The 24,517-nt window shown below is 47.5% G+C and carries 27 protein-coding genes; 21 read left to right on the forward strand and 6 right to left on the reverse strand.

The features are described from left to right. The first annotated feature begins 2 nt into the window (after positions 1 to 2). Entirely contained in the window at positions 3 to 884 is an 882-nt protein-coding gene (locus QEP07_RS12115; protein ID WP_285010366.1) for an SDR family oxidoreductase, read from the forward strand. Here QEP07_RS12115 and QEP07_RS12120 read toward each other — a convergent pair. Continuing rightward, entirely contained in the window at positions 846 to 1,895 is a 1,050-nt protein-coding gene (locus tag QEP07_RS12120) for a 3-oxoacyl-ACP synthase III family protein (protein ID WP_285010367.1), read from the reverse strand. The two genes, QEP07_RS12115 and QEP07_RS12120, sit on opposite strands and share 39 nt — an antisense overlap. 76 nt (positions 1,896 to 1,971) lie before the next feature. Between QEP07_RS12120 and QEP07_RS12125 the strand changes: the two genes are divergently transcribed. The 7 genes from QEP07_RS12125 (at position 1,972) to QEP07_RS12155 (ending at position 10,088) form a co-directional block, all read left to right on the forward strand. After that, complete coding sequence (locus QEP07_RS12125; RefSeq protein ID WP_256002121.1) at positions 1,972 to 2,253, forward strand: ATP-dependent Clp protease adaptor ClpS; 282 nt, start codon at positions 1,972 to 1,974, stop codon at positions 2,251 to 2,253. 42 nt (positions 2,254 to 2,295) lie between these two features. Then, positions 2,296 to 3,663, forward strand: coding sequence for a chloride channel protein (locus QEP07_RS12130; protein WP_285010369.1), 1,368 nt, complete (start codon positions 2,296 to 2,298; stop codon positions 3,661 to 3,663). Positions 3,664 to 3,958: 295 nt separating this feature from the next. After that, entirely contained in the window at positions 3,959 to 4,525 is a 567-nt protein-coding gene (gene infC, locus QEP07_RS12135; protein ID WP_285010370.1) for a translation initiation factor IF-3, read from the forward strand. A 17-nt stretch (positions 4,526 to 4,542) separates the two neighbouring features. Further along, positions 4,543 to 5,217 (forward strand): PRC-barrel domain-containing protein, encoded by a 675-nt coding sequence (locus tag QEP07_RS12140; protein ID WP_285010373.1) that lies wholly within the window; start codon positions 4,543 to 4,545, stop codon positions 5,215 to 5,217. A 324-nt stretch (positions 5,218 to 5,541) separates the two neighbouring features. Next, positions 5,542 to 6,843 carry a GH36-type glycosyl hydrolase domain-containing protein gene (locus QEP07_RS12145; RefSeq protein ID WP_285010375.1) on the forward strand — a complete coding sequence of 434 codons (1,302 nt, stop codon included), beginning with the start codon at positions 5,542 to 5,544 and terminating at the stop codon, positions 6,841 to 6,843. Positions 6,844 to 6,921: 78 nt separating this feature from the next. After that, positions 6,922 to 8,745, forward strand: a complete 1,824-nt coding sequence (locus QEP07_RS12150) for a class I mannose-6-phosphate isomerase (RefSeq protein ID WP_285010376.1) — start codon at positions 6,922 to 6,924, stop codon at positions 8,743 to 8,745. A 32-nt stretch (positions 8,746 to 8,777) separates the two neighbouring features. Continuing rightward, positions 8,778 to 10,088, forward strand: a complete 1,311-nt coding sequence (locus QEP07_RS12155) for an MFS transporter (protein WP_285010378.1) — start codon at positions 8,778 to 8,780, stop codon at positions 10,086 to 10,088. Positions 10,089 to 10,161: 73 nt separating this feature from the next. Here QEP07_RS12155 and QEP07_RS12160 read toward each other — a convergent pair whose 3' ends face one another. The 4 genes from QEP07_RS12160 to QEP07_RS12175 form a co-directional block, all read right to left on the reverse strand. Continuing rightward, a complete protein-coding gene (locus tag QEP07_RS12160) occupies positions 10,162 to 11,256 on the reverse strand; it encodes a hypothetical protein (RefSeq protein ID WP_285010379.1) in 1,095 nt (364 codons plus the stop codon). 363 nt (positions 11,257 to 11,619) lie between these two features. Continuing rightward, positions 11,620 to 11,811 (reverse strand): hypothetical protein, encoded by a 192-nt coding sequence (locus tag QEP07_RS12165; RefSeq protein ID WP_285010381.1) that lies wholly within the window; start codon positions 11,809 to 11,811, stop codon positions 11,620 to 11,622. Between the two features lie 34 nt (positions 11,812 to 11,845). Then, entirely contained in the window at positions 11,846 to 12,289 is a 444-nt protein-coding gene (locus QEP07_RS12170; RefSeq protein WP_256002112.1) for a hypothetical protein, read from the reverse strand. Positions 12,290 to 12,336: 47 nt separating this feature from the next. Further along, a complete protein-coding gene (locus tag QEP07_RS12175; protein ID WP_256002111.1) occupies positions 12,337 to 12,783 on the reverse strand; it encodes a DinB family protein in 447 nt (148 codons plus the stop codon). Positions 12,784 to 12,822: 39 nt separating this feature from the next. Here QEP07_RS12175 and QEP07_RS12180 point away from each other — a divergent pair, with 39 nt between their 5' ends. The 3 genes from QEP07_RS12180 to QEP07_RS12190 are packed head-to-tail and all read left to right on the forward strand — an operon-like array spanning position 12,823 to position 14,057. After that, positions 12,823 to 13,023 carry a hypothetical protein gene (locus tag QEP07_RS12180; protein ID WP_285010383.1) on the forward strand — a complete coding sequence of 67 codons (201 nt, stop codon included), beginning with the start codon at positions 12,823 to 12,825 and terminating at the stop codon, positions 13,021 to 13,023. A gap of 3 nt (positions 13,024 to 13,026) precedes the next feature. Continuing rightward, positions 13,027 to 13,359: a cupin domain-containing protein gene (locus QEP07_RS12185; RefSeq protein WP_285010384.1), complete on the forward strand. Its 333-nt coding sequence runs from the start codon at positions 13,027 to 13,029 to the stop codon at positions 13,357 to 13,359. A gap of 53 nt (positions 13,360 to 13,412) precedes the next feature. Further along, positions 13,413 to 14,057 carry a hypothetical protein gene (locus QEP07_RS12190; protein WP_285010385.1) on the forward strand — a complete coding sequence of 215 codons (645 nt, stop codon included), beginning with the start codon at positions 13,413 to 13,415 and terminating at the stop codon, positions 14,055 to 14,057. A 28-nt stretch (positions 14,058 to 14,085) separates the two neighbouring features. Here QEP07_RS12190 and QEP07_RS12195 read toward each other — a convergent pair whose 3' ends face one another. Continuing rightward, positions 14,086 to 14,472, reverse strand: a complete 387-nt coding sequence (locus tag QEP07_RS12195; RefSeq protein ID WP_285010387.1) for a VOC family protein — start codon at positions 14,470 to 14,472, stop codon at positions 14,086 to 14,088. A 114-nt stretch (positions 14,473 to 14,586) separates the two neighbouring features. On the opposite strand from QEP07_RS12195, the gene QEP07_RS12200 reads away from it, so the two are divergent. From QEP07_RS12200 to QEP07_RS12245, 10 genes are read left to right on the forward strand one after another with little or no spacing between them, the layout of a single operon-like run. Then, positions 14,587 to 15,633: an LLM class flavin-dependent oxidoreductase gene (locus QEP07_RS12200; RefSeq protein ID WP_285010389.1), complete on the forward strand. Its 1,047-nt coding sequence runs from the start codon at positions 14,587 to 14,589 to the stop codon at positions 15,631 to 15,633. Positions 15,634 to 15,684: 51 nt separating this feature from the next. Then, positions 15,685 to 16,488 carry a methyltransferase, TIGR04325 family gene (locus QEP07_RS12205; RefSeq protein WP_285010390.1) on the forward strand — a complete coding sequence of 268 codons (804 nt, stop codon included), beginning with the start codon at positions 15,685 to 15,687 and terminating at the stop codon, positions 16,486 to 16,488. Between the two features lie 8 nt (positions 16,489 to 16,496). Then, positions 16,497 to 17,504, forward strand: coding sequence for a glycosyl transferase (locus QEP07_RS12210; protein ID WP_285010392.1), 1,008 nt, complete (start codon positions 16,497 to 16,499; stop codon positions 17,502 to 17,504). A 6-nt stretch (positions 17,505 to 17,510) separates the two neighbouring features. Continuing rightward, a complete protein-coding gene (locus tag QEP07_RS12215; protein WP_256002103.1) occupies positions 17,511 to 17,891 on the forward strand; it encodes a sugar 3,4-ketoisomerase in 381 nt (126 codons plus the stop codon). After that, a complete protein-coding gene (locus tag QEP07_RS12220; RefSeq protein WP_285010394.1) occupies positions 17,891 to 19,000 on the forward strand; it encodes a DegT/DnrJ/EryC1/StrS family aminotransferase in 1,110 nt (369 codons plus the stop codon). Before QEP07_RS12215 ends, QEP07_RS12220 begins: the two co-directional genes overlap by 1 nt. 38 nt (positions 19,001 to 19,038) lie before the next feature. After that, entirely contained in the window at positions 19,039 to 19,503 is a 465-nt protein-coding gene (locus QEP07_RS12225) for a hypothetical protein (protein ID WP_285010395.1), read from the forward strand. 1 nt (position 19,504) lies between these two features. Beyond that, on the forward strand, positions 19,505 to 20,110 hold the full coding sequence (locus QEP07_RS12230) for an RNA polymerase sigma factor (protein ID WP_285010396.1): 606 nt from the start codon (positions 19,505 to 19,507) through the stop codon (positions 20,108 to 20,110). Positions 20,111 to 20,120: 10 nt separating this feature from the next. After that, positions 20,121 to 21,119, forward strand: a complete 999-nt coding sequence (locus QEP07_RS12235) for a FecR family protein (RefSeq protein WP_285010397.1) — start codon at positions 20,121 to 20,123, stop codon at positions 21,117 to 21,119. Continuing rightward, positions 21,100 to 23,658 (forward strand): TonB-dependent receptor domain-containing protein, encoded by a 2,559-nt coding sequence (locus tag QEP07_RS12240; protein ID WP_285010398.1) that lies wholly within the window; start codon positions 21,100 to 21,102, stop codon positions 23,656 to 23,658. The genes QEP07_RS12235 and QEP07_RS12240 overlap by 20 nt, the downstream gene beginning before the upstream one ends. Then, positions 23,655 to 24,494 (forward strand): DUF4249 family protein, encoded by an 840-nt coding sequence (locus tag QEP07_RS12245; protein WP_285010399.1) that lies wholly within the window; start codon positions 23,655 to 23,657, stop codon positions 24,492 to 24,494. The genes QEP07_RS12240 and QEP07_RS12245 overlap by 4 nt, the downstream gene beginning before the upstream one ends. Positions 24,495 to 24,517: the final 23 nt, after the last annotated feature.

A 24,517-nucleotide genomic window follows, 5' to 3' on the forward strand; every position in this document is an offset into this window, starting at 1 on the left:
CCATGTATAACGAACCTATGCTGCGTGAAGACGCCCTTAAGGGAAAAACCATTGTGGTAACCGGCGGTGGCACAGGCTTGGGCAAAGCCATGGGCACCTACTTTCTAAAGCTTGGCGCCAACCTTGTCATCACCAGCCGAAAGCTGGATGTATTGCAGCAAACAGCCTCCGAAATGGAAGAAGCTACCGGCGGGAAAGTACTGGCCATTGCCTGTGATGTGCGCGACTACGTACAGGTTGAGCATGTGCTCAGTGAAAGCCTGCGTGTTTTCGGCAAGGTTGATGCGCTGTTGAATAATGCGGCGGGTAATTTTATCTCACCCACCGAGCGATTGTCGGCCAACGCCTTTTCCTCTGTCATTGATATTGTGCTAAAAGGCTCTGTGAACTGTACTCTGGCCTTTGGGAAGCACTGGATTGGCCAACAGCAGCCAGCCAGCGTGCTCAATATCGTAACCACCTATGCCTTCACAGGCTCGGCCTATGTGGTGCCCTCGGCCTGCGCCAAAGGCGGGGTACTGGCCATGACGCGCTCGCTCGCCGTAGAATGGGGCAAGTATGGCATCCGCACCAATGCTATTGCGCCGGGCCCGTTTCCTACCAAGGGAGCATGGGACCGCTTGCTGCCCGGCAATTTGGCGGAGAAGTTTGATTTTAAGAACCGCGTGCCTTTGAAGCGTGTGGGCGAACACCAGGAGCTGGCCAATCTGGCTGCCTTTCTCATCAGCGATTTTGCCGGATATATTAACGGGGAGGTGATCACCATAGACGGAGGTGAGTGGCTGCAGGGCGCAGGTCAGTTTAACGGTATGGAAGCCATTCCGGATGAGATGTGGGACAGCTTTCTACCAGCGGATAAGCGCACTCCCCCAGGTAAAGCCTGATCCGAAAGCCGCAAGGCAAACGAGGTCGCCATCATTGATGAGCCCTGCTTCCCAGGCTTCACATAAAGCAATGGGTACCGAGGCTGCGGTGGTATTGCCGTACTTCTGAATGTTATTGAATACCTGTGCGTCACGCAGACCCAGCAATTGCTGTACATACTGACTGATTCTAAGGTTGGCCTGATGTGGCACCAGCAGGTCGATGTCGGCCGGGGAGAGGTCATTTGCGCTCAGTGCTTCCTTTATCACCTCTGGAAATTTAACCACAGCTTTTTTAAACACGGCCGGCCCGTCCATATACGGCAGCGCTGCGCCCTGCTCCAGTTGTTCAGGTGTAAGGAACAGTCCGCCCAACTCCTGGTCTGGAAAGCCCGGCTTCCCTTCCAGCCATTTATTCGCATGCGAACCGGGGTAATACATGGCCAGAAGTTCCGCTTCAGCACCGTCGCTGTGCAGGTGTGTGCTAAGTATACCCTGACCCTCTTCCATTGCCGGCTGCAGCACTACTGCGCCCGCCCCATCACCAAAAATTACGGAGACGTTACGGCTTCGCGTCTCAAAGTCCATTGCAAAAGAATGCTTTTCACTGCCCACCACGAGAACGTTTTTGTACATCCCCGTGCGTATAAATTGGTCGGCCACCGAAAGCGCGTACACAAAACCGGAACACTGGTTACGGATGTCCAGCGCGCCGATCTCCCGCATCTTCATTTCCCGTTGCAGCAATACCCCGCAGCCGGGAAAATAATAATCGGGACTAAGCGTCGCAAAAATGATGAAATCCACATCCTGAGGAGTGATGCCAGCCCGACCGATGGCGATCTTCGCTGCTTCAATGCCCATGGTCGTGGTCGTTTCCCCCATCCGGTCCGCGAAACGCCGTTCCTTAATACCAGTGCGTTCCTGTATCCAAGCATCGTCGGTATCCATAAACCGGGCGAGGTCGTTATTCGTATACACATGATCAGGGACATAGTAGCCGATGCCGGCAATTTTGGAACGTTGCATCATATTTGGTTGGAGTTGTCGTTTGCGCAAAAATAACTTTCCCTGTGATATTGTTTTCAAATAAAGTAATTTTGTGTGCATGTCTACAGAAACCAAAGAAGAAACCTTTACCCTTGAGGAAATCCTGACTTCGCTGAAGACCGTCCACCGCCTGATCCTGTGGAATGACGACATCAACACCTTCGATCATGTCATCTTCTGCATGATGAAGTACCTTGATTATTCCGAAAACCAGGCCGAGAAGATTGCATGGAAAGTCCACAATGAAGGCAAATGCGCTGTATTGGAAGGCTCTTTTACAGAAATGGAAATATACCGTAAAATCCTGCAGCAGGAAGGACTCACCGTTTCGGTCGACTGAGTTCGCGGAACACTTGGCCCGGTTTTTATTACCTTTACACGTATGTCGGGATCCCTGTTCCAGAAAATACGCCAGCATCTCAAAAATGCTTTCGACCGGGTCAATAATCAGGCGTATAAGCGTACGATACTGCAGGCTATTCCCTTTTGGATCGCATCGGTGCTTACCGGCCTGATTGCGGTGGCATATGCTGAACTGTTCGGACTTGCAGAATCGGTCTCGAAAATCATTATTAGCTATGCCCCCTGGGCACTTTTTATTTTAATGCCCTTTTGTTTTCTCCTGGCCTGGTGGATCGTGCTCCGCTATGCGCCCAATGCGAAAGGTAGCGGCATACCGCAGGTTATTGCTGCCATTGAAATAACCGGAGCAAAAACGGAAGACAAGGTTGACCGCCTGCTCAGCGTTAAAATTATCATTGTGAAGATCGCCTCCAGCCTCATTATGGCAGCCGGCGGCGGCGCAATAGGTCGGGAGGGCCCCACCATACAAATTGCGTCTTCGCTATTCCGAAAGGTCAACGAACTTCTTCCTCCCTGGTGGCCCAAGATTGCCCGCAAAAACATGATCACCACCGGTGCTGCGGCCGGACTTGCAGCCGCCTTCAATACGCCGCTCGGAGGTATCGTATTTGCCATCGAGGAGCTTACCAAAACGCATTTCAGTTATTTTAAGACGGCTATCTTCTCTTCTGTAATCATTGCAGGCCTCACGGCCCAGGCCATCATAGGGCCTTATCTTTATCTCGGTTATCCAAAAGTCTCGGAGGCCTCCAAACTCATTTTTCTAGGCATCATTTTAGTTGCCGTGCTTGCCGGAATCCTGGGTGCTATCATGTCTAAACTTATACTATGGGGCATGAAGTGGAAGGCGAAGCTCAAATTTACCCACCAGCATGTACTTTACATAGGTGCCGTGGCTTTAGTTTTAGGCACACTGGCCACGCTGGTCAGCTATGATGTACTCGGTTCGGGCAAGGAGATTATACAGCACACGCTGTTCACCGACAGTAAGTACCTGCCCTGGTATACGCCCGTGCTGCGTGTAATTGGCCCGGTACTTTCCTTCACTACCGGTGCTGCAGGCGGTATCTTCGCGCCCTCGCTTGCATCGGGGGCCAGTATCGGCTCAGTACTGTCGGGCTGGATGGAACTCAGTGAAAGCAATACCAATCTGATGATCCTTTCCGGCATGGTCGGATTTTTGACCGGTGTAACACGGTCGCCCTTCACTTCTGCTATCCTGGTGCTGGAAATGACGGACCGACACGGCGTAATATTTCACCTCATCCTGGCCGCAATGACTTCCAGTGTAGCTGCTATCCTTATCGATAAGCATTCGTTTTACCATCATTTGAAGAATCAGTATATCGCGGATCTTCAAACTGATGATCCTCCAACGCGCAATTAGGTGGCTACCTGATGGCAGGTGAGTGCGCTTTGCCACCATAATGGTACCGCCATGAGTCCGCCTTTTTTCAGGGAAAAGGCGGACTCACCCCGGACTCATGGCGGACTCATGGCGGACTCACTAGCTACGCGGTGGCTACAAATTCCGGGAAAAATGCTATATTTGTAATTATCGGCTTAAAAAGCACTCCAAATTGCCCCTCCTTGAATAGGGCAGCTCCCGCAGTTACATGTTTTATACGATGGCTAATGTGGGGGAATTATTAATTTTTTTGTTAACCACTAAATCATTCAATTTGGCTTTAAAAAGAAAACCTGTAAACAGGGGACCACGTATTCCCGTAAAGCGAGAAGCAGAACACAAAATTAACCAACACATCACCGCAACAGAAGTGCGGATAGTGGGTGATAATGTAGAACCAGCGGTGTACCCAATAACTACCGCAAGGGCAATGGCAGAAGAGCAGGGACTCGACCTGGTAGAGATTTCCCCTAAAGCGGTACCTCCCGTTTGCCGCATCATCGACTACAATAAATTCCTTTTCGAGAAGAAAAAGAAAGACAAGGAAATCAAGGCAAAAACCAAGCAAACGGTAATTAAAGACATCCGCTTCGGTCCGAACACCGACGATCACGATTTTCAATTTAAACTTAAGCATGCCATGTCTTTTCTGCAGAGCGGAGAAAAAGTTCGAGCTTTTGTACACTTTCGGGGTCGTTCAATTGTTTATAAGGAGCGGGGGGAGATCTTGCTGCTGCAATTTGCCCAGGCGCTTGAAGAATACGGCAAAGTTGAACTTATGCCGAAACTTGAAGGAAAGCGTATGTTTTTGACCCTTGCACCTAAAGGCAGCAAAAAATAGTCTTTAACTAAAAGAATATGATGTTAGTATATGCACACCAGCTTTTAAAGTTTACGCTCTCGGCTTCCGACGGGGAGATTGGTAGCGTAAAGGACGTTTATTTCGACGATCACAACTGGACATTGCGTTACTTCGTGGTGGATACCGGAAACTGGCTTTTTCAGCGCAAAGTGCTGATCTCGCCGGTTGCGGTTGATGGGGGGCAGCAAGTCAGTCAGGGTAAACTTCCTGTAAAACTAAGCAAGGAACAGGTAAAAGACAGTCCCGACATTGATATGGACATGCCTGTATCGAGGCAGCAGGAATCCAGTTTGTTCGACTATTATTCCTGGCCATCGAACGGCCGGGCCGGGATGGGCTATCCAACGTCAGGAATGCTGAAAGGGGCCTCAGCCTTCTACAATAAGATAGAAAATCAGGCAAATTTTGATCCCCACCTGCGCAGTTTCCGGCATGTATCTCAATATGAAGTCCATAATGAGGAGGGCTTAGTCGGCCGCGTGAAGGATCTCCTTATCGATACCGCCGACTGGTCGGTCCCTTACCTGGTTCTCGACGGTGTATTTGCTTCCGGCTACGAGCAGGTTGCCATACCAACCGACAAGATACTTAGCATTGATTGGGATACCTATACGGTAAATGTCTCTATTAAGAATGCAGAGTTGAGCAACGATGCTCTGATAAATCTTTAAATTTCCTGACTTCTTTTTTGCAGCAAGCCTTAAGAGGCAACAGACGTTCTGAGTTTGCTGGTCCTCGGTTTGCCGTGAGCTTACAGGCCTTTCTCTTTTGAGCTCATATCATGCTGGTTTTTGTATGTGAAAGCTTTAACTTTAGTTGTATGTTTAAATGTCCGAACATTGTGTCGGTTGATGGTAAGTTTTATCTGATGAAAAGGCGCACGGGGAACTGTTTAGAAGCCGACGCGTCGGACGAAAAGCTAGATATGCCACTCAGCCTGCGAGTTAGGGCGAGGTTACGTTCTTCAGGAAGCATCGTTTACTAAAATATTACTGATGAGAAAAGTACAGAGCATGTCATTACGTTTAATGGCCACCTTTATCGGGCTGGCCACATTTCAGGCGGCCTTTGCGCAGGTTGCGGGCCAGACGCCGCTACGACAGATGGCAGATTCGGTCAAAGTGATGGCCGAGCGCCTGGTCAGGACCGGGTTTACAGCGGGCGACGGATACGGGGAGGTTTGGATCCGAGATCTGAATACCTTTATTGAGGTTTCTTGCATAGTCAACGACCGCGATGCGAATAAGGTACACCTGCTAAATTTTCTTAAATTTCAGCAGCCCGATGGTGCTATCCTGGATGGCTATATCCCTAAGACCAAGAACGGAGGATATGCATACTACTATTCTGACCTGCTTCCGCAGTATGCCGGGCACAAGAATACGGTGGAAACAGACCAGGAGACTTCGCTGATACAGGCTATTGCCAAGTATATCCGGGCTACTGGCGACCGAAGTATTCTTTCGGAGTACATCGCGGGTGCCAGCGTTCAGGACAGGCTGGCGAATGCCCTTAAATTTCTCTTGAAGGAACGTTTCGATAAAAAGCATGGCCTGCTCTGGGGAGCAACGACTGTAGACTGGGGCGATGTACAGCCTGAGCATAACTGGGGCGTGGTGTTAGACAGCAGTTCACATAGAAGCATCGATATCTACGATAATGCCATGTTCCTCATAGCGCTCAGGGACTATTTGGAATTCGCAGAATTGAACTCAAATGACCGCAGGTACTGGCAGCGTATACTGGCAAGCTTTAAGACGAACATCCGTAAGCATTTATGGGACAGGAAAAAAAGGAAGTTCAGGCCGCATATTTATCTTGAGGGCTCTCCGTTTCCGGCCGATTTCGATGAGTCGGAGGTATACTATCACGGTGGAACTGCCACTGCGATTGAAGCAGATTTGCTTACTAAAAAGGAAATCAGGGAAGCTTATGTCAGAATGCAGGAGAATGTCAGGAAGGCAAATGCTTCCTCTATTGGCCTCACCATCTATCCGGTATATCCAGTGGGCACCTTCAAGAACACGGGCATGGTACCTTATTCCTATCAGAATGGTGGCGACTGGACCTGGTTTGGCGGTCGGATGGTGATACAACTGATCCGCTACGGCCTGCTGGACGAGGCCAGGGAAGCCATCACACCGATGCTGGAAAGGGTAATCAAAAACAAGGGCTTTTATGAGTGGTACACGCCCGATAATCAGCCTAAAGGTTCTTCCAGTTTCAGGGGAGAAGCGGGGGTGCTGTGGACCGCCATCAGGGACTTAAATAATAACGCATGTATAAACATAAATTAAAATTTGTTTTTGATTCCATAGTCTTTATGTTTGTACATACATGCAAAATCGTTTAAAATAACCCGATACAATAGAGAGATGTACGACATAGCACAAGCAGAAAGTAACAACCCAGCTTCGGCTGACAAGGAGGTTGATCGAAAACCGACATTACCACAGAACATTTCAAACAGATCAGACATCGCAGCCTACGATATTTTTCCATTCCACCAGCTTGGCTCTGGTAAAATTCATTCTGGCTATGACGGCCTGGCTGCCTGGATGAGCGGTTATGATGCCGTTGTGATCGACGGATTTAACGGTGTTTTCTGGGCCGTAGTTCAGCATGAACTGGATAATGCATTTGAGCGTATCGGAAAAAGAGTGAACTGGGTGCTGGCTGCGGATTTCATGCGTGCCGCTGGGGAAATAGACAGAATGGTGCAACCCTTCCTGGGCAGCGGTGATTCTGTGTGGGGGACTAAGTCGACCCTGCAGATACAAGATTTCTTTGATATGGATGCTTTTAAAGCAGTGCGCCCGGCCGAAGGATATGACCTGAACATCGTTGTTGGCACAGGAGCCACATTGGCAGGCTGGGAGGCACCGGTGGTATATATCGATTTGCCTAAAAACGTCTTGCAATACCGTATGCGGGCTGGCAAAGCTACAAATTTTGGTGCAGCGCGGGCAGAAGAATCCGGACACATGTATAAGCGGGCCTATTTTGTGGACTGGGTGGTACTTAATGCTTATAAGCAGCAGTTGCTTTCTAAGATTGCTGTAATGGCCGACACCCAATGGGATCAGTCGGTGAATTGGCTGCTTTACCCCGATCTGGCCGACGGTCTGACCAAACTTAGTCGCTCGGTATTCCGGGTGCGGCCGTGGTTTGAGCCTGGCGCCTGGGGTGGGCATTGGATGCAGGAGAGGATTGAGGGACTGGACAAGTCGGAAGTAAACTACGCCTGGTCGTTCGAGATGATCGTTCCTGAGAACGGGATCGTGTTTGAGAGTGATGGCAATTTGCTGGAGGTGTCGTTCGACTGTTTGATGTTCCACGATCACAAGGCTGTTTTGGGCAAGCATGCCGATGTGTTTAAAACAGAGTTTCCGATCCGTTTCGATTTTCTGGATACCTGGGATGGAGGCAACCTTTCGATTCAATGCCATCCGTCTAAAAACTATATCCGGGAAACCTTTGGGGAGAACTTTACGCAGGACGAGACCTATTATATTTTAGACGCCAAGGAAGATGCGGGTGTTTACCTTGGTTTTACGGAAGATATCAAGCCTGAGCAATTCAGGGAGAAACTCGAATACAGTCTGGCTCACAATGAAGAGATAGACGTGCTTAACTACGTGCAGCTTCATCCGGCTAAGAAACATGATTTCTTTTTAATCCCGAACGGTACGGTGCATAGTGCTGCCGCAAATAATCTGGTGCTGGAGATCAGCGCGACGCCTTACATTTTTACCTTTAAGGTATACGATTGGGTGAGGCTGGATCTTTCTGGAATGCCGCGGCCGATCAATATAGATCATGCTTTTAAAAACCTTGATTTCAGTCGCAAAGGCAATAAGGTGCAGGATGAGCTGATCAGTAAGCCACAGGTGATTGATGAAGGAGGTGACTGGCAACTGGTGCATCTGCCTACACATGCGGAGCATTTTTATGATGTACACCGGTTGGAATTCGACAGCACGATGGTGGTGGAAACCAATGGTCTGTGCCATATTCTGATGCTGGTGGAGGGTACAAGCCTGACCATCACTACGGCAGACGGCACGACATCGCGCTTCCATTATGCCGAAACTTTCGCTGTTCCAGCTGCGGCCCTGAGCTATACCCTACACAATGAAGGGGGGCAGAGAGCTAAGGTGGTAAAAGCTTTTGTAAAACCGGATTTCAGTCAGCTTTAAGCAGACAAGCCAAAACCTAAACCAAATATAACATGGATATGAACAACACAACCAAGATCCCTAACCTGGGTCTGATCACCGCCGTGGCATCGCTGGGCGGACTGCTTTTCGGCTTTGATATGGCCGTTGTTTCGGGTGTATTGCCACTTGTGCAGAAGCAGTTCGTACTTAACTCCGTCCAGGAGGGCTGGTTTGTGTCGTCCGCATTGCTGGGCTGTATTATCGGCGTTGCCGGTTCCGGTGAACTGGCCGACCGGTTTGGCCGACGGGCCCTGTTGCTTTTGTCGGCCGTCCTGTTCCTGGTCTCCGCTGCCGGCTGTGCCTTTATGCCTTCACTTTCAACGGTGATTGCTTGTCGCCTGCTCGGAGGTATAGGCATAGGGATAGCTTCTAACGTGGTGCCGTTGTATATTTCTGAAATTGCCCCCGCGAATATCAGGGGGCGACTGGTAACCTATTATCAGCTTGCGCTGACTTTTGGGATACTGCTCGCTTATCTGACCAATGCGGGACTGTTGAATTATGCGCTTGCCGATGACGCCTCACAGGGGGGTACCTTCGCCTGGTTATTTATAGACGAGGTCTGGCGTGGCATGTTCGGTGTGGCGCTGATACCGGCGCTGCTTTTCCTGGTCGGCTTATTATACGTGCCTGAAAGTCCGAGATGGCTTCAGTCTAGACACACTTCCAGCGAACCACAGGGTAGCTATAAAGAACTCCTTGCACCCGGAATGCGTAAAGCATTGCTGATAGGTATTTTTCTGCCTTTGTTTTCACAGTTCAGCGGTATCAACGCCATTATTTATTACGGGCCCAGCATATTAAGCGATGCGGGACTAAGCCTGAGCAACTCCCTGATGAGCCAGATCATTCTGGGACTGGCAAACATGCTGTTTACGCTAGTTGCTATTTGGAAAGTGGATAGCTGGGGGCGCAGGCCATTGTATATCTTCGGCACGATCGGCGCTACCGTTGCGCTGTTTCTGACTGGCCTTTGCTTTTATATGGGGGCAACCACCAGTCTTGTGCTCCTCATTTGTGTGCTGGCATTCCTTGCGTGTTTTGCCTTTTCGATAGGACCGCTGAAGTTTGTCGTAGCTTCGGAGATTTTTCCCGGAAAGATCCGAGGCAGGGCAATGGCCATCAGCATTATGGTGATGTGGGTTGCCGATACCATTGTGGGCCAATTAACACCAATGCTACTGCGGAATGTGGGCACAGCCAATACATTCTGGTTCTTCGCCTTCTTTTGTTTGATAGCCTTTATTGTTGTGTATCGCATGCTGCCCGAAACCAAAGGACAATCATTAGAGCAGATCGAAGAGAAATTTGTGGGGCATTAAAGACTTTTTGCTGTCAGCAAGCAGCAGGCGGGAGATTTTGCGGAATAATTGGTGATTTCCTGTGAACAGCAGATCAATGCTCTGACTGACCGGGTATTTCAGGGACGCCCGGATCATTCAGTACCTGTACGGCAGTCCCGTCGCCAACGGATTTCCAATCATGCAGTACCCAAACCACTTTCTTGTCTTTTGTAACCTCGATCATCTGCGGACCCTTGCCGTTTTGTCCGCGCGAGGTGAATATGGTGTTGCCATTGGCCAGCCGGGTGCAGGTTTGGGGAGCTGAAGCAAACTGATACTTTTTCGGCAGGTCAGTTTTGCAATTGAACTCCCAAATCGTTTCCTTTTTGGCGGTGACCTCGAAACTGCGCCACTCGTTCTCATCAGTGATCAGGGTATTACCGTTTTTCAGGCGAATGGCTGCCCAGGGTTTTGGAGTTTTATAACGCCAGATTTCCTTAAAATCCTTGTCGTATTCCACAACCTTTCCCTGACTTAAATACGAAAGCAGATAAGTTCCCTGTGCCGTTACCCTGCCACGTCTGAACTGGCCATGCACACCACGCACATCAGCATTTTGATAGGGTATTTCACGTTCGACCTCGGTTTTTCCGGTGATGTAATTAACGATATACAGCTTTGGTTTAGCCGCGTTGACGATAAACATGATCTTGTCAAGACCAATGGGCTGACAGCTGTGCACTTCAGCATGATCCGGGCCGCTTTCTGCAAAATCTTTTTTCCAGAGCACTTTTTTGTCGGGTGTAATCACCGCCACGTACTTCATCCGGGTAAAGAGAATGTTTCCGTTGGAGATCATCCACACGTCGTCGTACTCATATCCCTTACCGGTCTGATAAGTCCAAATTACTTTGCCACTATGGACTAAACACATGCGGGTATTGTTTTCGCCTACATACAGCATGGAATGCTGAGCCAGGCCTTTGCCGGGCAGGTTTGCGGGCGCTTCCTCACCCGGGGTGATAATTACCGAAGCTTCTTCCTGCGGCGCCATAGACGGCACATTGGCTGCGGTGAACAGGTGAAGCACCTCCATACAGGGCGTTGCAGACAGTGCGTTACGTTTTTTACTTTGTGCTGATGCCGTATTTGCTACCATGACCAGGCAAGTCAGTAACAGGAAGCAGGTTTTTAAGTCGTTTTTCATAAAGAGCTAAAAATTAATTGGTTATTTGTTGCGTAGCTTTAGATGATCCCTGACGAATGTAGGTGATAAATGTACAGAAAGAAGCGAAGCAGCCTGGAAATATTTACGCAATCGTGCCCGGAGTAAGCGGGCAGGTTAACTGCGGGGAAGTTCTAAGTCACTAAATTGGTCGTCAATATATTAGTGGTGTTAAAAGGAAATTTAAGGCATACGCTCTGAACAGGTGAAATACTACGATTAGAACGGAGGCTACAAAATAGGATTTTGCCCGGGATAGGTTGCTTTTTGTCAGATTTCTGTATAAGCGATAGCTTAAGAATATGAGCGGCAACATGAAGGCAAGGCGGTCGCCGATGAGGTTGGTTATTGAATGAACCAACGGGTGATTTCCATTCGTGTCACCGATATAAATCGCCCAGAATATAAAGGGTCCCAAAGGAAATACATGACATACATCGAAAGCGTAAAAGCGCCCGTGATGATGATCAGGTGCTCCCACTGTGTGCGGCTACTCATGATTTGCTGGAGCGTGTATTTTGAATTTCCTAATTGCATTCGATAACGTTTTAGGAACTTGTGGTTGCAGAGACTAATCTTCTTTAATATACAGCTCGTCGTATATGATATTTTCGCCAACTGTACCTACGGTGTGCAATTTGCCGTCTTCTATACTGAGTTTATAGTTCACCTTCATGGTTTCGAACCCTTTGAAGGAGGCGTATTCTGTGAGTTCTTCGTAATTGCCGTTTACTAATGTATAGTGCCCACCTGCAACTGAGGTAGCCAGCTTTTTGTTGTCATAGTTTGCCATCTTCTTCTCTATAACGACTACAAAGGTGGCTGGTGTAAGTATTTTCCGCTGGAATACGGTTGAGCTGTCGCCTGTAAATATCTGCCCGTCCGGATAAGTGACTTTTTGTGAAATGAGTTTCCAGGTTCCGATGTGGGAAGCGTTTTTAGTTGCTGATTGTGCAAAGGTTGTTGCGGAAAGGAGTGCGCATAGGAATGTGCAAAGCGTTAATTTTAATTTCATATGGGTACTTTATTTGGTTACACTAATATATAAATATTTTACGTGGTTTATTCATAATGAATGACCTGTTTTAAGTGATGCTCCATATGTTCGACATAGTCCTCAATCAAGAAGGCGATTGTTAAAGGATATTCCCCGCCTGTATCTATGCAGTTGTTGAGCTTGTCTCCTGGGATGTTCCTTAACAGACTTACGAGTTGTTTATTGTAGGATTCCCAGAAGGTGATAAGTTGCGTAATATTCACGTCTTGGTAACGATTGGCTATGTTCCACAAGACTTGGTCGTAAGTTATGCGTGGGGTATCCTCAAACTGACCTCTAACAAACCGCTGATGATTATTGGCCGCGCTGTCAATGAGGTGCCCAATGATCTCTTTTTTGCTCCATTTTGCAGCGTTTGGCTTGTCGCTTAACGCGGCTTCATCTACTTCTCTTAATAATTTTGGAATTATCTCAGTGAGCCGTTCAAGTCGGTTAATGGCTGAATTTGTCATGGTCGACTAAGATATGCAATGTTTTTACTAAATTTAGATATGCAAAACTCATTTCAGCCTGTTAACCCTCTAATTCAGTTGCTTAGGCGACTTTTGATCTGGGGCACTTTTGAGGTGCTCTTCCTTCGCGTTGTACTGGGCGCATCGTGGTTTATTGTTGCGCTGTTTATGCTGGCCTTGTTTATGTTTGAAGCAGGTAGGTTCTTTTATAAGAAATCGAAAGCAACGCCATTATCCTAACTTATGCAAAGTGATTTATTTCAGTTCGAGAAGGAGATTGCCTGGGAAGATTTAGGAAACGGAATCAAAAGGCAGGTTTACGGCTATAACGACAGTATCATGTTGGTAAAAGCTCAGTTTGAAAAGGGTGCCGTCGGGGAGCTTCATCAACATCCGCATACACAGGTTACTTATGTGGCAAGTGGTTTATTTGAGATGACGATTGGAGATACGGTGCAGGTTATTGCAGCGGGCGATGGTTACTATGTGCCACCCAATTCCATTCATGGGTGTGTTTGCCTGGAACCTGGCGTGCTCATAGACTCCTTTACGCCGCACAGAGAAGATTTTCTTTGAGAACAGACGAGAAAGGTGGTAGTTGGATTAATTGTTGCTACCAGCTTTTAACTATGAAAAACTATTTGATTTTTTTGCTGTGCCCTTTGCTTTTCTCGTGCGTACAGCGTGAGGCTGGTGAGGTTAAGGCTCTTCCTGATACCAGCTCGGTTGCCGCTGTAGCTAATGATAGTTTGCTAGCCGGCACGCCCCGTTCTATTGATGAGGTTAAAAAATTTTATAGCCAGACGGCTCATAAGTTGCGGCAGGGTGTGCTGGATTCGACCGGGTTTGAGTATGACTGTTCTGGAGAACGGGCGGGTACGGTGACTTATTTTTCTGAACAGGGTGAGCTTCGGATGATTCGGCATAGCTATAGTGAATACAGTCACTTTTCGGCGGTAGACCAGTATTTTGTTAGTGGCAACAAGCTATATTTTGCACATTTGACTGAGACGACCTGGAGTTTTGAATCAGGAAAGGCTGCGGAGGGCGCTACCAAAGATGATATTAAGGAAAAGCGCTTATATGTTGTTGGAGGCAAGCTGGCGCTCTGCCTCCAAAAAACGTATGAGCGAAGATCGCATGCATCTGACAACCCACTGCCGGAGCATGTGAAGAGCCGGGAGGTCGATTGTAAGCCTTCGGAGAAAAAGCTTGCAGGTTTTGGTAAGTTGCTGGCACTTAAGGACAGCACTAATGTCGATTGTTGGGAGTAATACGCTATGGTTCTCGATTATTGCAAAATCAGGACTGCTGAGTGCTCACTGCCCAGAGGTTTCCTGCAAAGTCTTTAAACATGCCGCGTTTATCTGAATCGCCTTCGGCTGTTTTGGGTGCTCCCTGATCTTCGCAGCCAAAGGCAAGTGCGCGCTGGTAGGTTTCGTCGGAGTTTTCTACGTAAACGTGCAAAAGAGTATTGTTTTGCGGATACTGCGCACTAGCTTCTGATATCATTACAATGGAGTCCTGTATTTTGACTTCTGCGTGCATAATTTTCCCCTCGGGGGTATTAAATCTTCTGGTAGGTACGCCGCCGAAGACTTCAATCAGTAAGTTGATCATTTTCTCGGCGCCTGTAACGATAAGATAGGGCGAAACGGAATTGTATCCTTCTGGTTTGTAACTGCTCATTATATACTTGGTTATTGTTCTCTCTAATGTAGGACAAAGTCCTGTAATATTGAAATTCTGTGGCTTTCTTTGGCATTTTATTGGCGAACTTTACCTAGCAGAAGATTTATTGAAATGGCTAAACATCATGTGGAATACTCGCTTTTGGAACTTGCAATTGTTCCTAAGGGAAGTACAATAAAGGAGACGCTGAACAATTCGCTGGTGATAGCGAAAGAGGCGGAACGGTTTGATTATAAAAGGTTTTGGTTTGCAGAGCATCATAACTCGGGTTACATTGGAAGCAGTGCACCGTCCTTGCTGATTGGCTATGTGGCTGAGAACACAGATAAGATAAGGGTTGGTTCGGGGGGTGTTATGCTTCCAAACCATTCGCCGCTTGTGGTGGCTGAACAGTTTGGTACGCTTGCTCATTTATATCCCGGGCGCATCGACCTGGGGATTGGGAGGGCACCAGGCACAGACCGGGAGACTGCAGAGGCGATACGATCAGATTTTATGAGGGCTGCGCATGCTTTTCCGCGTGAGCTGGAAAAGATTCAGGATTATTTTTCCATAGAGAATAAGTTCTCGAAGGTTAGGGCGGCGATTGCAGAGGGTACGGATGTGGAATTATACCTCCTTGGATCTAGCACGGATAGCGCCCATCTGGCTGCCAAGAAAGGCTTGCCCTATGCTTTTGCAAGCCATTTTGCTTCTACACATCTTTTTACGGCGCTGGATATCTACAGGGAGGAGTTTAAGCCTTCTGAGTTTTTGGCAGCGCCTTATACCATGGCAGGCATCAATGTTTTTGTCGCGGATACGGATGAAGAGGCGCAAAGGTTATTCACCACCATAATCAGGATGTTTATGGGCGTGTTAACAGGAATGCCTCAGCCGCTACAACCGCCAACTGATATGACGGATGAATACTTTGAGTTGCTGAGCCACCCTTCGCTGCAACAGATGCTGAAATTCTCGTTTGTGGGTAGTAAGGAAACGGTTGAACGACAGGTCCGGGAATTTCTTGAGGAGACGGGGGTCGATGAACTTATTGTCGTATGTCCGACATATTCGCTCGAAGACAGAATTAAGTCTGTCCGATTGTTTGCCGAGGTGATGACCGGCATCAATGGATCGGAATTAAATCCTGACGATTTTAAAAATTTTATTGGGTGATATAGGACTTTGTGCAAATGTGGTTGTCTTTAAGTAAAAGCATAACCAAATATGTTCAAAGCACTTTTGTCAAAGCGTAAAAAAAGCGACTGGGGCTGGTCTGGCGACTACCCTTCCTGGGACGCTGTCAGCGCGTTGTCTGGTGGTTATGATCAGGACGTGATTCTTGACCGGGTTGGTTCTGCGCTGATGAAGGTAAAGATGGGAGAGGCGGTTTACGAACGCGATTCTGCGCTGTTTGACGAGCCTGAGATTCCTTATTCGATACTAGGTTATATTCTTGCAAGTGCGGCAACGAGTGGCCGGGCACTGCATATACTTGATTTTGGCGGTTCGCTGGGAAGCAGCTACTTTCAGCTGAGGCGGTATTTGCCGGAGGCGACCTGTGCCAGCTGGAATGTGGTTGAGCAGCCGCACTTTGTTGCGGTGGGCAAGCGCGATTTTGAGGATGAAAGACTAAAATTCTTTAACAGTATTGAGGAATGTCTTTCCTGCACAGTGGTAGATTTGGTGCTGCTTTCGAGTGTTGTACAGTACCTGCAGCATCCTCATGAGTTTCTGGACCGGTTGGCCGGATATGGTTTTCCTTTCCTGCTGTTCGACCGTACGGCGGTTCATCATGTGAAGCGTGACCGGCTTACTTTGCAGGTCGTTCCGCCGTCGATATATGAGGCAACGTATCCTGCCTGGTTCCTTAACCAGGAGCGGTTTTTAGCACATTTCTTTTCGCAGTATACCTTGATCGCTGAGTTCCCCTCTTATGTTCAAGGCGAGGAAAACCTGCTTATTGATGGCAAACCGCAGGGTTATGGCAAGGGCTTTTATCTGGTTAATTCGTCGAATCCACTTAGTTGAATATAGGTATGCTAAATTTCTGTACGCTTTTTAATTCTACTTATTTGTCAAGGGGCCTGGCCATGTACCAGTCGCTCGAAGAACACTGTTCAAGTTTCCATTTGTATGTGTTTGCATTTGATGACCACTGTTATGAGGTGCTGAGCAGACTCGGACTTGTTCATGCTACCGTTGTAAGCCTGAATGCCTTCGAAAATGAGCGCCTGCTGAGTGTTAAGAATGACCGCACAGCTGGGGAATATTGCTGGACCTGTGCATCGTCGACGATTAAGTATTGTTTGCAGACTTATGCGCTCGACCACTGCACCTATGTGGATGCTGACCTAATGTTTTTCAGTGATCCGCAGGTCCTGCTTAATGAAATGGGGGATAAATCGGTGTTGATTACACCGCACCGCTATACGCCTAAGTATGACCAGACTGCCATGAGTGGGGTTTACTGCGTGCAGTTTATGACTTTTAAATCTACGCCCGAAGGTATGGAGGTACTGGATGAATGGGTGAATAAATGTATTGAATGGTGCTACAGCCGTTGTGAGGATGGTAAATTCGGGGATCAAAAATATCTTGACGACTGGCAGCAAAAATTTAGTACCGTTCACGTGCTGAAACATCTGGGGGGTGGCGTTGCCCCCTGGAATGTTCAGCAATATAAACTCTCAATAAAGGATGGTCGCCTGCGGGGAAAAGAGATTGCATCAGGCAATACGTTCGACCTCATCTTTTATCATTACCACGGGTTTCAATATACAGCTAAAGATATTTACAGCCTTTCGGGCAGTTGCTATACGCTCCTCAGGAATGCTGTTAAATATGTGTACAGGCCATATATCCGACAGTTAAATAAGGCGGAACGGGTGGCGCGTTTGATCAACAGAAATGTGAACGCTCATGAAATCACCGATGATCTGCAGTGGATTAAATCTGTTCCTGGTCGCGCGCTGGTATTTTTTCTACGTGGCTATTATAAAAACCTGTACAAGAAAAATGCACTGACTTACGGCTTTTTGAATTGATATGCTATGGCTTCACTGATCAATCTGAAAACATTTACGGACACGCGGGGCAATTTGACCGTGATCGAGAAAATTGTTCCCTTTGATATCAAACGCATTTTTTATATCTATGGCGTAGACAATTCTGAACGTGGAGGGCACCGGCATCATGAAACTGTTCAGGCCGCGATCTGTTTGCGGGGTAGCTGCGTGATTTACAATGATAATGGTATTGAGGAGTCTTCATATCTGCTGGATAGTCCGGATAAGTGTTTGATTATACAGCCATGCGACTGGCATACGATGCATAGTTTTAGCGACGACGCCATCCTGATGGTGCTTGCCTCGGCTTACTTCGAACAGAGTGATTACATTTATACGCCATATCGCATCAAGTGCGCCATATAATGGAAACCGCTACGCTTACCGGCCAGGACATTGCTTACGAGGATCTTCACGCCTTGAATAAGCCGTTCATGGAAGCTTATCAGCAAAGTTTTACTGATAGTTTGAACAAGGGCTGGTTTGTTCTGGGTGATAAGGTCCGTGCGTTTGAACAGGCCTTTGCCCGGTATAACGGGAGTGCGCACTGCGTTTCTGTGGCCTCAGGGCTCGATGCGCTGGTGCTGGGTTTGCAATATTTTGATTTTCCTGAGGGTTCTGAGGTCATCGTCCCTTCCAATACGTATATCGCTACAATTCTGGCCATCTACCACTGCCGGCTGGTGCCTGTACTGGTTGAGCCCGACCTGGCGACTTATAATATCGATCCGGAGCAGACGGCGGCCGCTGTAACGAGTCGGACAAGGGCAATTATGGTAGTGCATTTATATGGCAAGCCTTGCAATATGGAGGCAATCATGGCTATTGCCGCACGTCACGATCTGCGGGTGATCGAGGATTGTGCTCAGTCGCACGGGGCTGAGTTTATGGGTCGGAAGACGGGTACCTTCGGTGATTTTGGTGCGTTCAGCTTTTACCCTACCAAGAATCTGGGTGCGCTGGGCGATGGGGGGGCATTGCTCACCTCTGATACTTCCAGGGCCGAGAAGATAAGGGCGCTACGTAACTACGGCTGCCATGAAAAGTATTATAACGAATATATTGGGATTAACTCCCGGCTGGATGAAATACAGGCTGGCTTTCTATCGGTAAAGCTGGCTGCGCTCGATCAGATCAACGCGCATAAAAGGGCGCTTGCTTCTAGATACGATGAGGGTTTGAAAGCTGATTTTATAAAACCATTAAAGCAGGAAGGTTACACGGACGTGTACCATATTTATACCGTGAGGCATCCCGAGAGGGATAAGCTAAGGGCTTACTTGTTAGCGAATAACATTAAAACGGAAATACATTATCCGGTGCCGCCGCACCATCAAAATGCGCTGAGGGATAAATTAAAGGGAGCTTTTCCAGTATCGGAACTGATACATCGCAGTACATTGAGTTTGCCGATCTCTTTTTGCCATGCGCGGGAGGAGATTGACAGGGTGGTGGAGGTGATGAATGCTTTCTAAACTTTTAGTATTTTAGCCTTTGGTTAAGATACTTAGAGATGATGAATAAAAAAAGCAGGGCGATAGTACTGCTGGCGTTGTTTGCTTTGGCGGGATGTGAGAAAAAGCTGATTGCAGAGGGAGCGAAGACGGCGCCGCCTGTGCGTACTTATGCTGTTGTGGCGCGTATAGACAAGAAAGGGACAAACAGTGCTTCGGAAGGAACGGCGTTGCTAAAGGGCACGTATGACGAAGGGACGAAGGTGTTGGTGTATTCCCTGGAATATCATGATGTGGTACCGCAGTTGATTACGTTAAGGAGCGGAGCGAAAGGCTCATCGGGATTGTTCATTAAAGAGGTGTACAGCAAAGATAAAGTTCCCGACGGAAGGGATATTGCGGGATCGTTCAGTTTAACACCGCTACAGGAACGGAGTTTACTGAAAGGGCAGTGGTTTGTGGCCGTGAACACGTTATTGATGAGTCCGGAGATATCGGGTTATCTCACGCTAAAGCAACAGTAAAATGGAACGCGGGCAGCTGAGAATAACTGAACAGGAACTGATAGCGGCTATTAAGTGCCAAGACAAGGTGGTCTTTGAGCAGCTGTACAAATTGTATTATCAGCGCTTGTTTGCGCTGGCTTTCCGGTATGTTGGCCATATGCAGACTGCCGAGGAGATTGTGCACGATGTATTTATCAATGTTTGGAATAAGGCGGAACAATTAAACATACAGTATACGATGAAAGGATACCTTTTCAGGTCGGTAGTGAATTCGGCGCTTAACGTGATCAAGAAGGATAAGTTGACTGTACAGAAGCATGAGGCTTACCTATCTGCACAGCCTGCGGAACTGGTTAGTTCGCCTGAGGGGGGTGATGAAGACGATTTGATGCTGCTTAGATTGGAGGAAGGTTTAAAACTGCTTCCGGAAAAATGCCGGCAGGTCATGTATCTGAGCCGGTTTGGAAAACTTAAACAGCAGGAGATCGCTGATCAGATGGATATTTCGATAAAAACTGTGAAAAATCATCTCACTTATGGGTTTAAGCTGCTGCGTCAGCATATGGAAAACAATAAAGAGGGCATCATGATGTTGTTGATGCTTTTCATACATAAAACGCTCTAAATAATAGATTATGAAAAACCAGGAAACAGAGGATGAACTGATATACGCGCTGATAATTGAAGAATTGGAAGGCGATATCACACCTGTTAATCAAAAAATTTTAGTGGACTGGAGGGGAAGGGATAACCGGAATGAGGAGATTTATCAGGATTTGCTTTTCGTGCAGCACAACATGGAAAGGCTTTATGATCGCAGCCGTCGAGATGCGAATATATCGTGGGTATCGCTGGAAAGCAAGCTTGAACAGACTGAGGAGCCTGTGGTTGTTCAACTGCCGCCTGCCAGGAAGCGATCGACCTGGTATGCGGTCGCAGCATCTGTTTTGCTTATCGCTTCCCTGGGCTTTCTTCTTCTTCAGCGCAGCCGAATCGTAGAGGTCAATACGGAAGCCTATTCGGAGGTTTCCCATCTTGTGCTGCCCGATGGTACGGAACTTTCGGTGAATCTGGAGACAAAAATCAGATACAACAAGGCACGCTTCAATGAAGATCGCGTTGTTGAGTTGCTTGAGGGAGAGGTTTTTGTTGACGTTAAAAAGCACAACGGACCCCAGTTGAAGATTAAGATGGACGGTCTGGAGGTGGAAGACATAGGCACGCGATTCAATATACAGAAGAAAGGAACCATGGCCTCTGTTACTGTCGACGAGGGTGTTGTTGTTATGCAAAATAGGGAGACCGGTAAGCGCGCGTTGCTTGAGGCCGGCAAAACCGGTGTTTATCATTTTGATACTGATCAATTGAATAGCGGAACCAACACGAACCTTAATTATAAAGCCTGGGTAGACAAACGTTTTGTGTTTATTGAAACTCCACTACAGAGAGTGGTTGAAGATATTGAACGGGTTTACCGTTACAAGATCGAAATTAATGGGGAGTCTCTGAGGTCAAGGAAACTGACGGGAAAAATACATTCTGAAACTTTAGATGGCGTGCTAAATGTTATTTCTGCATCTTTACAATGTAAGGTGACCAAAGTGCAGAATACGTATGTTTTATCGGAAGAATAAATGGCTCTCTGTTTCATTTGTTGTTTGCTTTCTCCTGACATCGGGTTCAGCCGCCTTTGCTCAGCGCCGGGATCTGCTGAACCAAAAGATAACTATTAATCTTCCGGCAGATTCGCTGATCAGCGTATTGCAGGAAATTGACAGGAAGACCGAGGCAGGGTTTGTCTATGATCCGGATCGCCTTCGCTCAAAGCGCACGGCATCGCTCAAGTTTTATCAGACTCCGCTGCGCCACATTTTGACTATGCTGCTGGCCGGCAGTAAGCTTAAGTTTTCGCTGCTAGGTAATGAAATCGTGATTGGTCCGGAATCGCCCGACATTCATACCATACATGGTTATGTACGCGACGTTTCGAGTGGAGAGGAACTTATTGGTGCTACCGTGCAGATTCCTGAGCTGAGTGTAGGCGTTGTAACCAATCAGTATGGTTTTTATTCTATCTCTGTGCCTGAGGGAAATTACGAGCTGTATATTACTTATCCGGGATACCAGCGCCAGGCAAGGATGGTTGATCTTGCGGGAAGTATCCAGCAGGAAATCGAGCTTTCTTTGCAGCCGCACCATCTGCAGGAGGTCGTGATACGGCCCACGCGGCTTACGCCCAATCCTATTCTTATGAATGAATATAACCTGATGAGCAGTCAGCTTTATAACGCACCTTATTATGCCGGCGAAACGGATGTGATGAAGCGACTGCAAATGCATAGCAGCATTAAGACCATTACGGAGGGCAGCTCTGCATTGTTTGTAAGAGGAGGCAACTCGGATCAGAACCTGATTCTTCTTGATGAAGCTATCGTATATAATCCCTCTCACCTTTTCGGCCTGGTGTCTGTTTTCAATGCTGATGTTGTGAACAATGTGCAGGTTTACCGCGACTATATGCCTGCTAATTTTGGCGGCAGGTTATCTTCGGTAATCGTTAACAGGATGGCTGAGGGCAATAATAAGGAATTTCACCTAAGCGGAGGGCTGAACCAAATGTCGGCTCGTTTGGCTGCGGAGGGGCCAATTGTGAAAGATAAGGCCTCGTTTATGGTGGCATACCGGCGCAGTTTACTTGATATCATTCCAAACCGGTTTAAGTTGTTTAATCCGAACTCGGTTTACCACGATGTAAACGCCAAAACGAACGTGAAACTTAATCGTGACAATAGTCTTTATTATTCATTTTATGTGGGGCAGGACAAACTTTTGAGCGAAAATTCATATACCAACAACTGGGGCAATTTTACATCTACGTTGCGCTGGAACCATATTATCAGTTCGAAACTATTTCTTAACGTATCAGCCATTTACAGTAACTACAGCAACGGGTTGGATCTGAATGCCGATACCTTGTCGGAGAAAAGTCAGTGGGACACCAAAATTCTCGACGCAACTTTAAAGGCTGATTACACCTATTACCGTAGTCCGAATAACCAGATCAAGTTTGGGGCTTCTACCACGTACCACAGGTTTTCTCCCGGGGAGATGCATCGGCAGCGCAATTTTGAGTTTAATATATCACGCGAGCGCTCGATTGAATCTGCGCTATATTTCTCTCAGCAGATCGGCATCGGGAAGTCTTTCGAGTTGAACTATGGTTTGAGGCTAGGAGCTTTCAGGAATGCTCAGGAAAGACGAAATATTTTTGACGCTAAAGGCAATCCTGTGTTTGACGAGGATCTTAAGACTTTTATAAACCCGGAGCCAAGGGTAAATTTTAGCTACCTGCCGAGCACGTCGCAGCGTATCTTCGTAACGTACAACCGAAACTTTCAATATTTACAGCTTGTTCAGAACAGTGTACTTGCTTTTTCTTCGCTTGAACCATGGATTCCTGCTTCAGATCTCGTCAAACCCCAGCGTTCTGATCATTATGCTGTTGGTTACAAGTATGCCCCTGGGCAATATAGCTTCAGTTTGGGCGGCTATCATAAGTTGCAATTGAATCAACTAGAGCTTTTAGGGCATGCCCAAATCATCAGGAACCCGGATATCAGAGGGCAGCTCAGGTCTGGCACTGCTAAGGCCTACGGTATCGAGGGCGAGGTTAGCAAAGCAGAGGGCAGGTTTTCAGGCACGCTTTCTTACACGTATTCCAGAGTAAAGCGTCGGATATCCGGAATAAATTCAGGTGATACGTTTGTGTCGAACTATGATATCCCGCATGAGTTTAAAATGCTGGGCAAGTATGACGTTAACGCGGCACTGAGTGTGCAGGCATTTTTTGTTTACACAGCAGGAAGGCCGCTTACCCTTCCTGTCGGCTATTATCAGCATGATGGCGTAAACGTTCCGCTGTTTGAGGGAAGAAATGAGTCGCGCTTTCCAAATTTTAACCGGCTGGATGTTTCCGGACAGTACCGTCTTCAATCTGGTGGGTTAAAAGGGCGGCGACTTCTGCATACGATCTCTGCCGGTATTTACAATGTTTATAACCGAAAAAATCCATTATATTACCATCTGGGCTCTCCGGATGCAGGAGGAAGGAGGAACCGTTATGAATATGGCTTTGGAATATATCCATGGCTGGCTTATAGTTTTAAATTATGATGCCACTAGTGATGAGGGTTAAATTATTTTTTTGGGTCGTGACGTTGGCCGCGTTTCTTTCTGCTTGTAAAAAGGCTCAGGAAGGGTTCTTCAACGAGCCCAGGCAACCTTATGAACTGGCAGTTGAGGGCGGTATAAATACGCTTACTACTGGCCAGTTTATCCGGTTGATGAAGCCTTCAACGCATCCCGATTCCTCGCCAGTACCTATACGTAACGCCAATGTAAGTGTTTTCGATGGCACCGCCGACATCGTGTTCAGAGAGTCGGCCCCCGGATTGTACACGGCCACTTACCGGCGCACGCCGAACTACAATGGGGCTTATAAACTGACCATTAGCTATAATGGGAAAATGTATACTGCGGTAGACACACTTCGTCAACTGGTTAATATCGTGGATGATTTCCTTCCGCTCTCTGCCAGGGCGGTTAACGGTAAGATCGCCGGCACTATCCCGAAGCATACATTTGGGTATCTCAATCCAAATAAGTGGATGATTACTTACGGCAATATCCCTTTTTGGAACCCGTCCAGGTTTGATCAGAACCGTTATTATAGCTATACACACTTGCTTGGATCTCCCAATTCGCTTTATCCGCTGGACAATCTGAAAAGAGAGTTCCTCCTGGAACCGGATGAGTATGTGACGATCTACAAAATTTCTCTCTCTGAGCGGTATGCCAGGTTTCTCTACTCTACCTTTATGGAAACGGATTGGAGCGGACTTTTCTCTGGGGTTCCGGTCAATATTTCGGGAAATATCTCAGGAAATGCCCAGGGCTATTTCTCCGTATGCGACGTCGATTTCAGCCGGTACCGGGCAAAGGAACTCTGAAGGGGAATTATGGCCTTGATATT

Origin of the sequence: Pedobacter faecalis (genome assembly GCF_030182585.1) — a bacterium.
In the GTDB taxonomy this organism is placed as follows: domain Bacteria; phylum Bacteroidota; class Bacteroidia; order Sphingobacteriales; family Sphingobacteriaceae; genus Pedobacter; species Pedobacter faecalis.

Excerpts from the sequence above, each read along its gene's own strand:
- QEP07_RS12115 (WP_285010366.1), top strand. The coding sequence starts at position 3 with ATGTATAACGAACCTATGCTGCGTGAAGACGCCCTTAAGGGAAAAACC.
- QEP07_RS12120 (WP_285010367.1), bottom strand. The coding sequence starts at position 1,895 with ATGATGCAACGTTCCAAAATTGCCGGCATCGGCTACTATGTCCCTGAT.
- QEP07_RS12125 (WP_256002121.1), top strand. The coding sequence starts at position 1,972 with ATGTCTACAGAAACCAAAGAAGAAACCTTTACCCTTGAGGAAATCCTG.
- QEP07_RS12130 (WP_285010369.1), top strand. The coding sequence starts at position 2,296 with ATGTCGGGATCCCTGTTCCAGAAAATACGCCAGCATCTCAAAAATGCT.
- QEP07_RS12140 (WP_285010373.1), top strand. The coding sequence starts at position 4,543 with ATGATGTTAGTATATGCACACCAGCTTTTAAAGTTTACGCTCTCGGCT.
- QEP07_RS12145 (WP_285010375.1), top strand. The coding sequence starts at position 5,542 with ATGAGAAAAGTACAGAGCATGTCATTACGTTTAATGGCCACCTTTATC.
- QEP07_RS12150 (WP_285010376.1), top strand. The coding sequence starts at position 6,922 with ATGTACGACATAGCACAAGCAGAAAGTAACAACCCAGCTTCGGCTGAC.
- QEP07_RS12155 (WP_285010378.1), top strand. The coding sequence starts at position 8,778 with ATGGATATGAACAACACAACCAAGATCCCTAACCTGGGTCTGATCACC.
- QEP07_RS12160 (WP_285010379.1), bottom strand. The coding sequence starts at position 11,256 with ATGAAAAACGACTTAAAAACCTGCTTCCTGTTACTGACTTGCCTGGTC.
- QEP07_RS12165 (WP_285010381.1), bottom strand. The coding sequence starts at position 11,811 with ATGCAATTAGGAAATTCAAAATACACGCTCCAGCAAATCATGAGTAGC.
- QEP07_RS12170 (WP_256002112.1), bottom strand. The coding sequence starts at position 12,289 with ATGAAATTAAAATTAACGCTTTGCACATTCCTATGCGCACTCCTTTCC.
- QEP07_RS12175 (WP_256002111.1), bottom strand. The coding sequence starts at position 12,783 with ATGACAAATTCAGCCATTAACCGACTTGAACGGCTCACTGAGATAATT.
- QEP07_RS12180 (WP_285010383.1), top strand. The coding sequence starts at position 12,823 with ATGCAAAACTCATTTCAGCCTGTTAACCCTCTAATTCAGTTGCTTAGG.
- QEP07_RS12185 (WP_285010384.1), top strand. The coding sequence starts at position 13,027 with ATGCAAAGTGATTTATTTCAGTTCGAGAAGGAGATTGCCTGGGAAGAT.
- QEP07_RS12190 (WP_285010385.1), top strand. The coding sequence starts at position 13,413 with ATGAAAAACTATTTGATTTTTTTGCTGTGCCCTTTGCTTTTCTCGTGC.
- QEP07_RS12195 (WP_285010387.1), bottom strand. The coding sequence starts at position 14,472 with ATGAGCAGTTACAAACCAGAAGGATACAATTCCGTTTCGCCCTATCTT.
- QEP07_RS12200 (WP_285010389.1), top strand. The coding sequence starts at position 14,587 with ATGGCTAAACATCATGTGGAATACTCGCTTTTGGAACTTGCAATTGTT.
- QEP07_RS12205 (WP_285010390.1), top strand. The coding sequence starts at position 15,685 with ATGTTCAAAGCACTTTTGTCAAAGCGTAAAAAAAGCGACTGGGGCTGG.
- QEP07_RS12210 (WP_285010392.1), top strand. The coding sequence starts at position 16,497 with ATGCTAAATTTCTGTACGCTTTTTAATTCTACTTATTTGTCAAGGGGC.
- QEP07_RS12215 (WP_256002103.1), top strand. The coding sequence starts at position 17,511 with ATGGCTTCACTGATCAATCTGAAAACATTTACGGACACGCGGGGCAAT.
- QEP07_RS12220 (WP_285010394.1), top strand. The coding sequence starts at position 17,891 with ATGGAAACCGCTACGCTTACCGGCCAGGACATTGCTTACGAGGATCTT.
- QEP07_RS12225 (WP_285010395.1), top strand. The coding sequence starts at position 19,039 with ATGATGAATAAAAAAAGCAGGGCGATAGTACTGCTGGCGTTGTTTGCT.
- QEP07_RS12230 (WP_285010396.1), top strand. The coding sequence starts at position 19,505 with ATGGAACGCGGGCAGCTGAGAATAACTGAACAGGAACTGATAGCGGCT.
- QEP07_RS12235 (WP_285010397.1), top strand. The coding sequence starts at position 20,121 with ATGAAAAACCAGGAAACAGAGGATGAACTGATATACGCGCTGATAATT.
- QEP07_RS12240 (WP_285010398.1), top strand. The coding sequence starts at position 21,100 with ATGTTTTATCGGAAGAATAAATGGCTCTCTGTTTCATTTGTTGTTTGC.
- QEP07_RS12245 (WP_285010399.1), top strand. The coding sequence starts at position 23,655 with ATGATGCCACTAGTGATGAGGGTTAAATTATTTTTTTGGGTCGTGACG.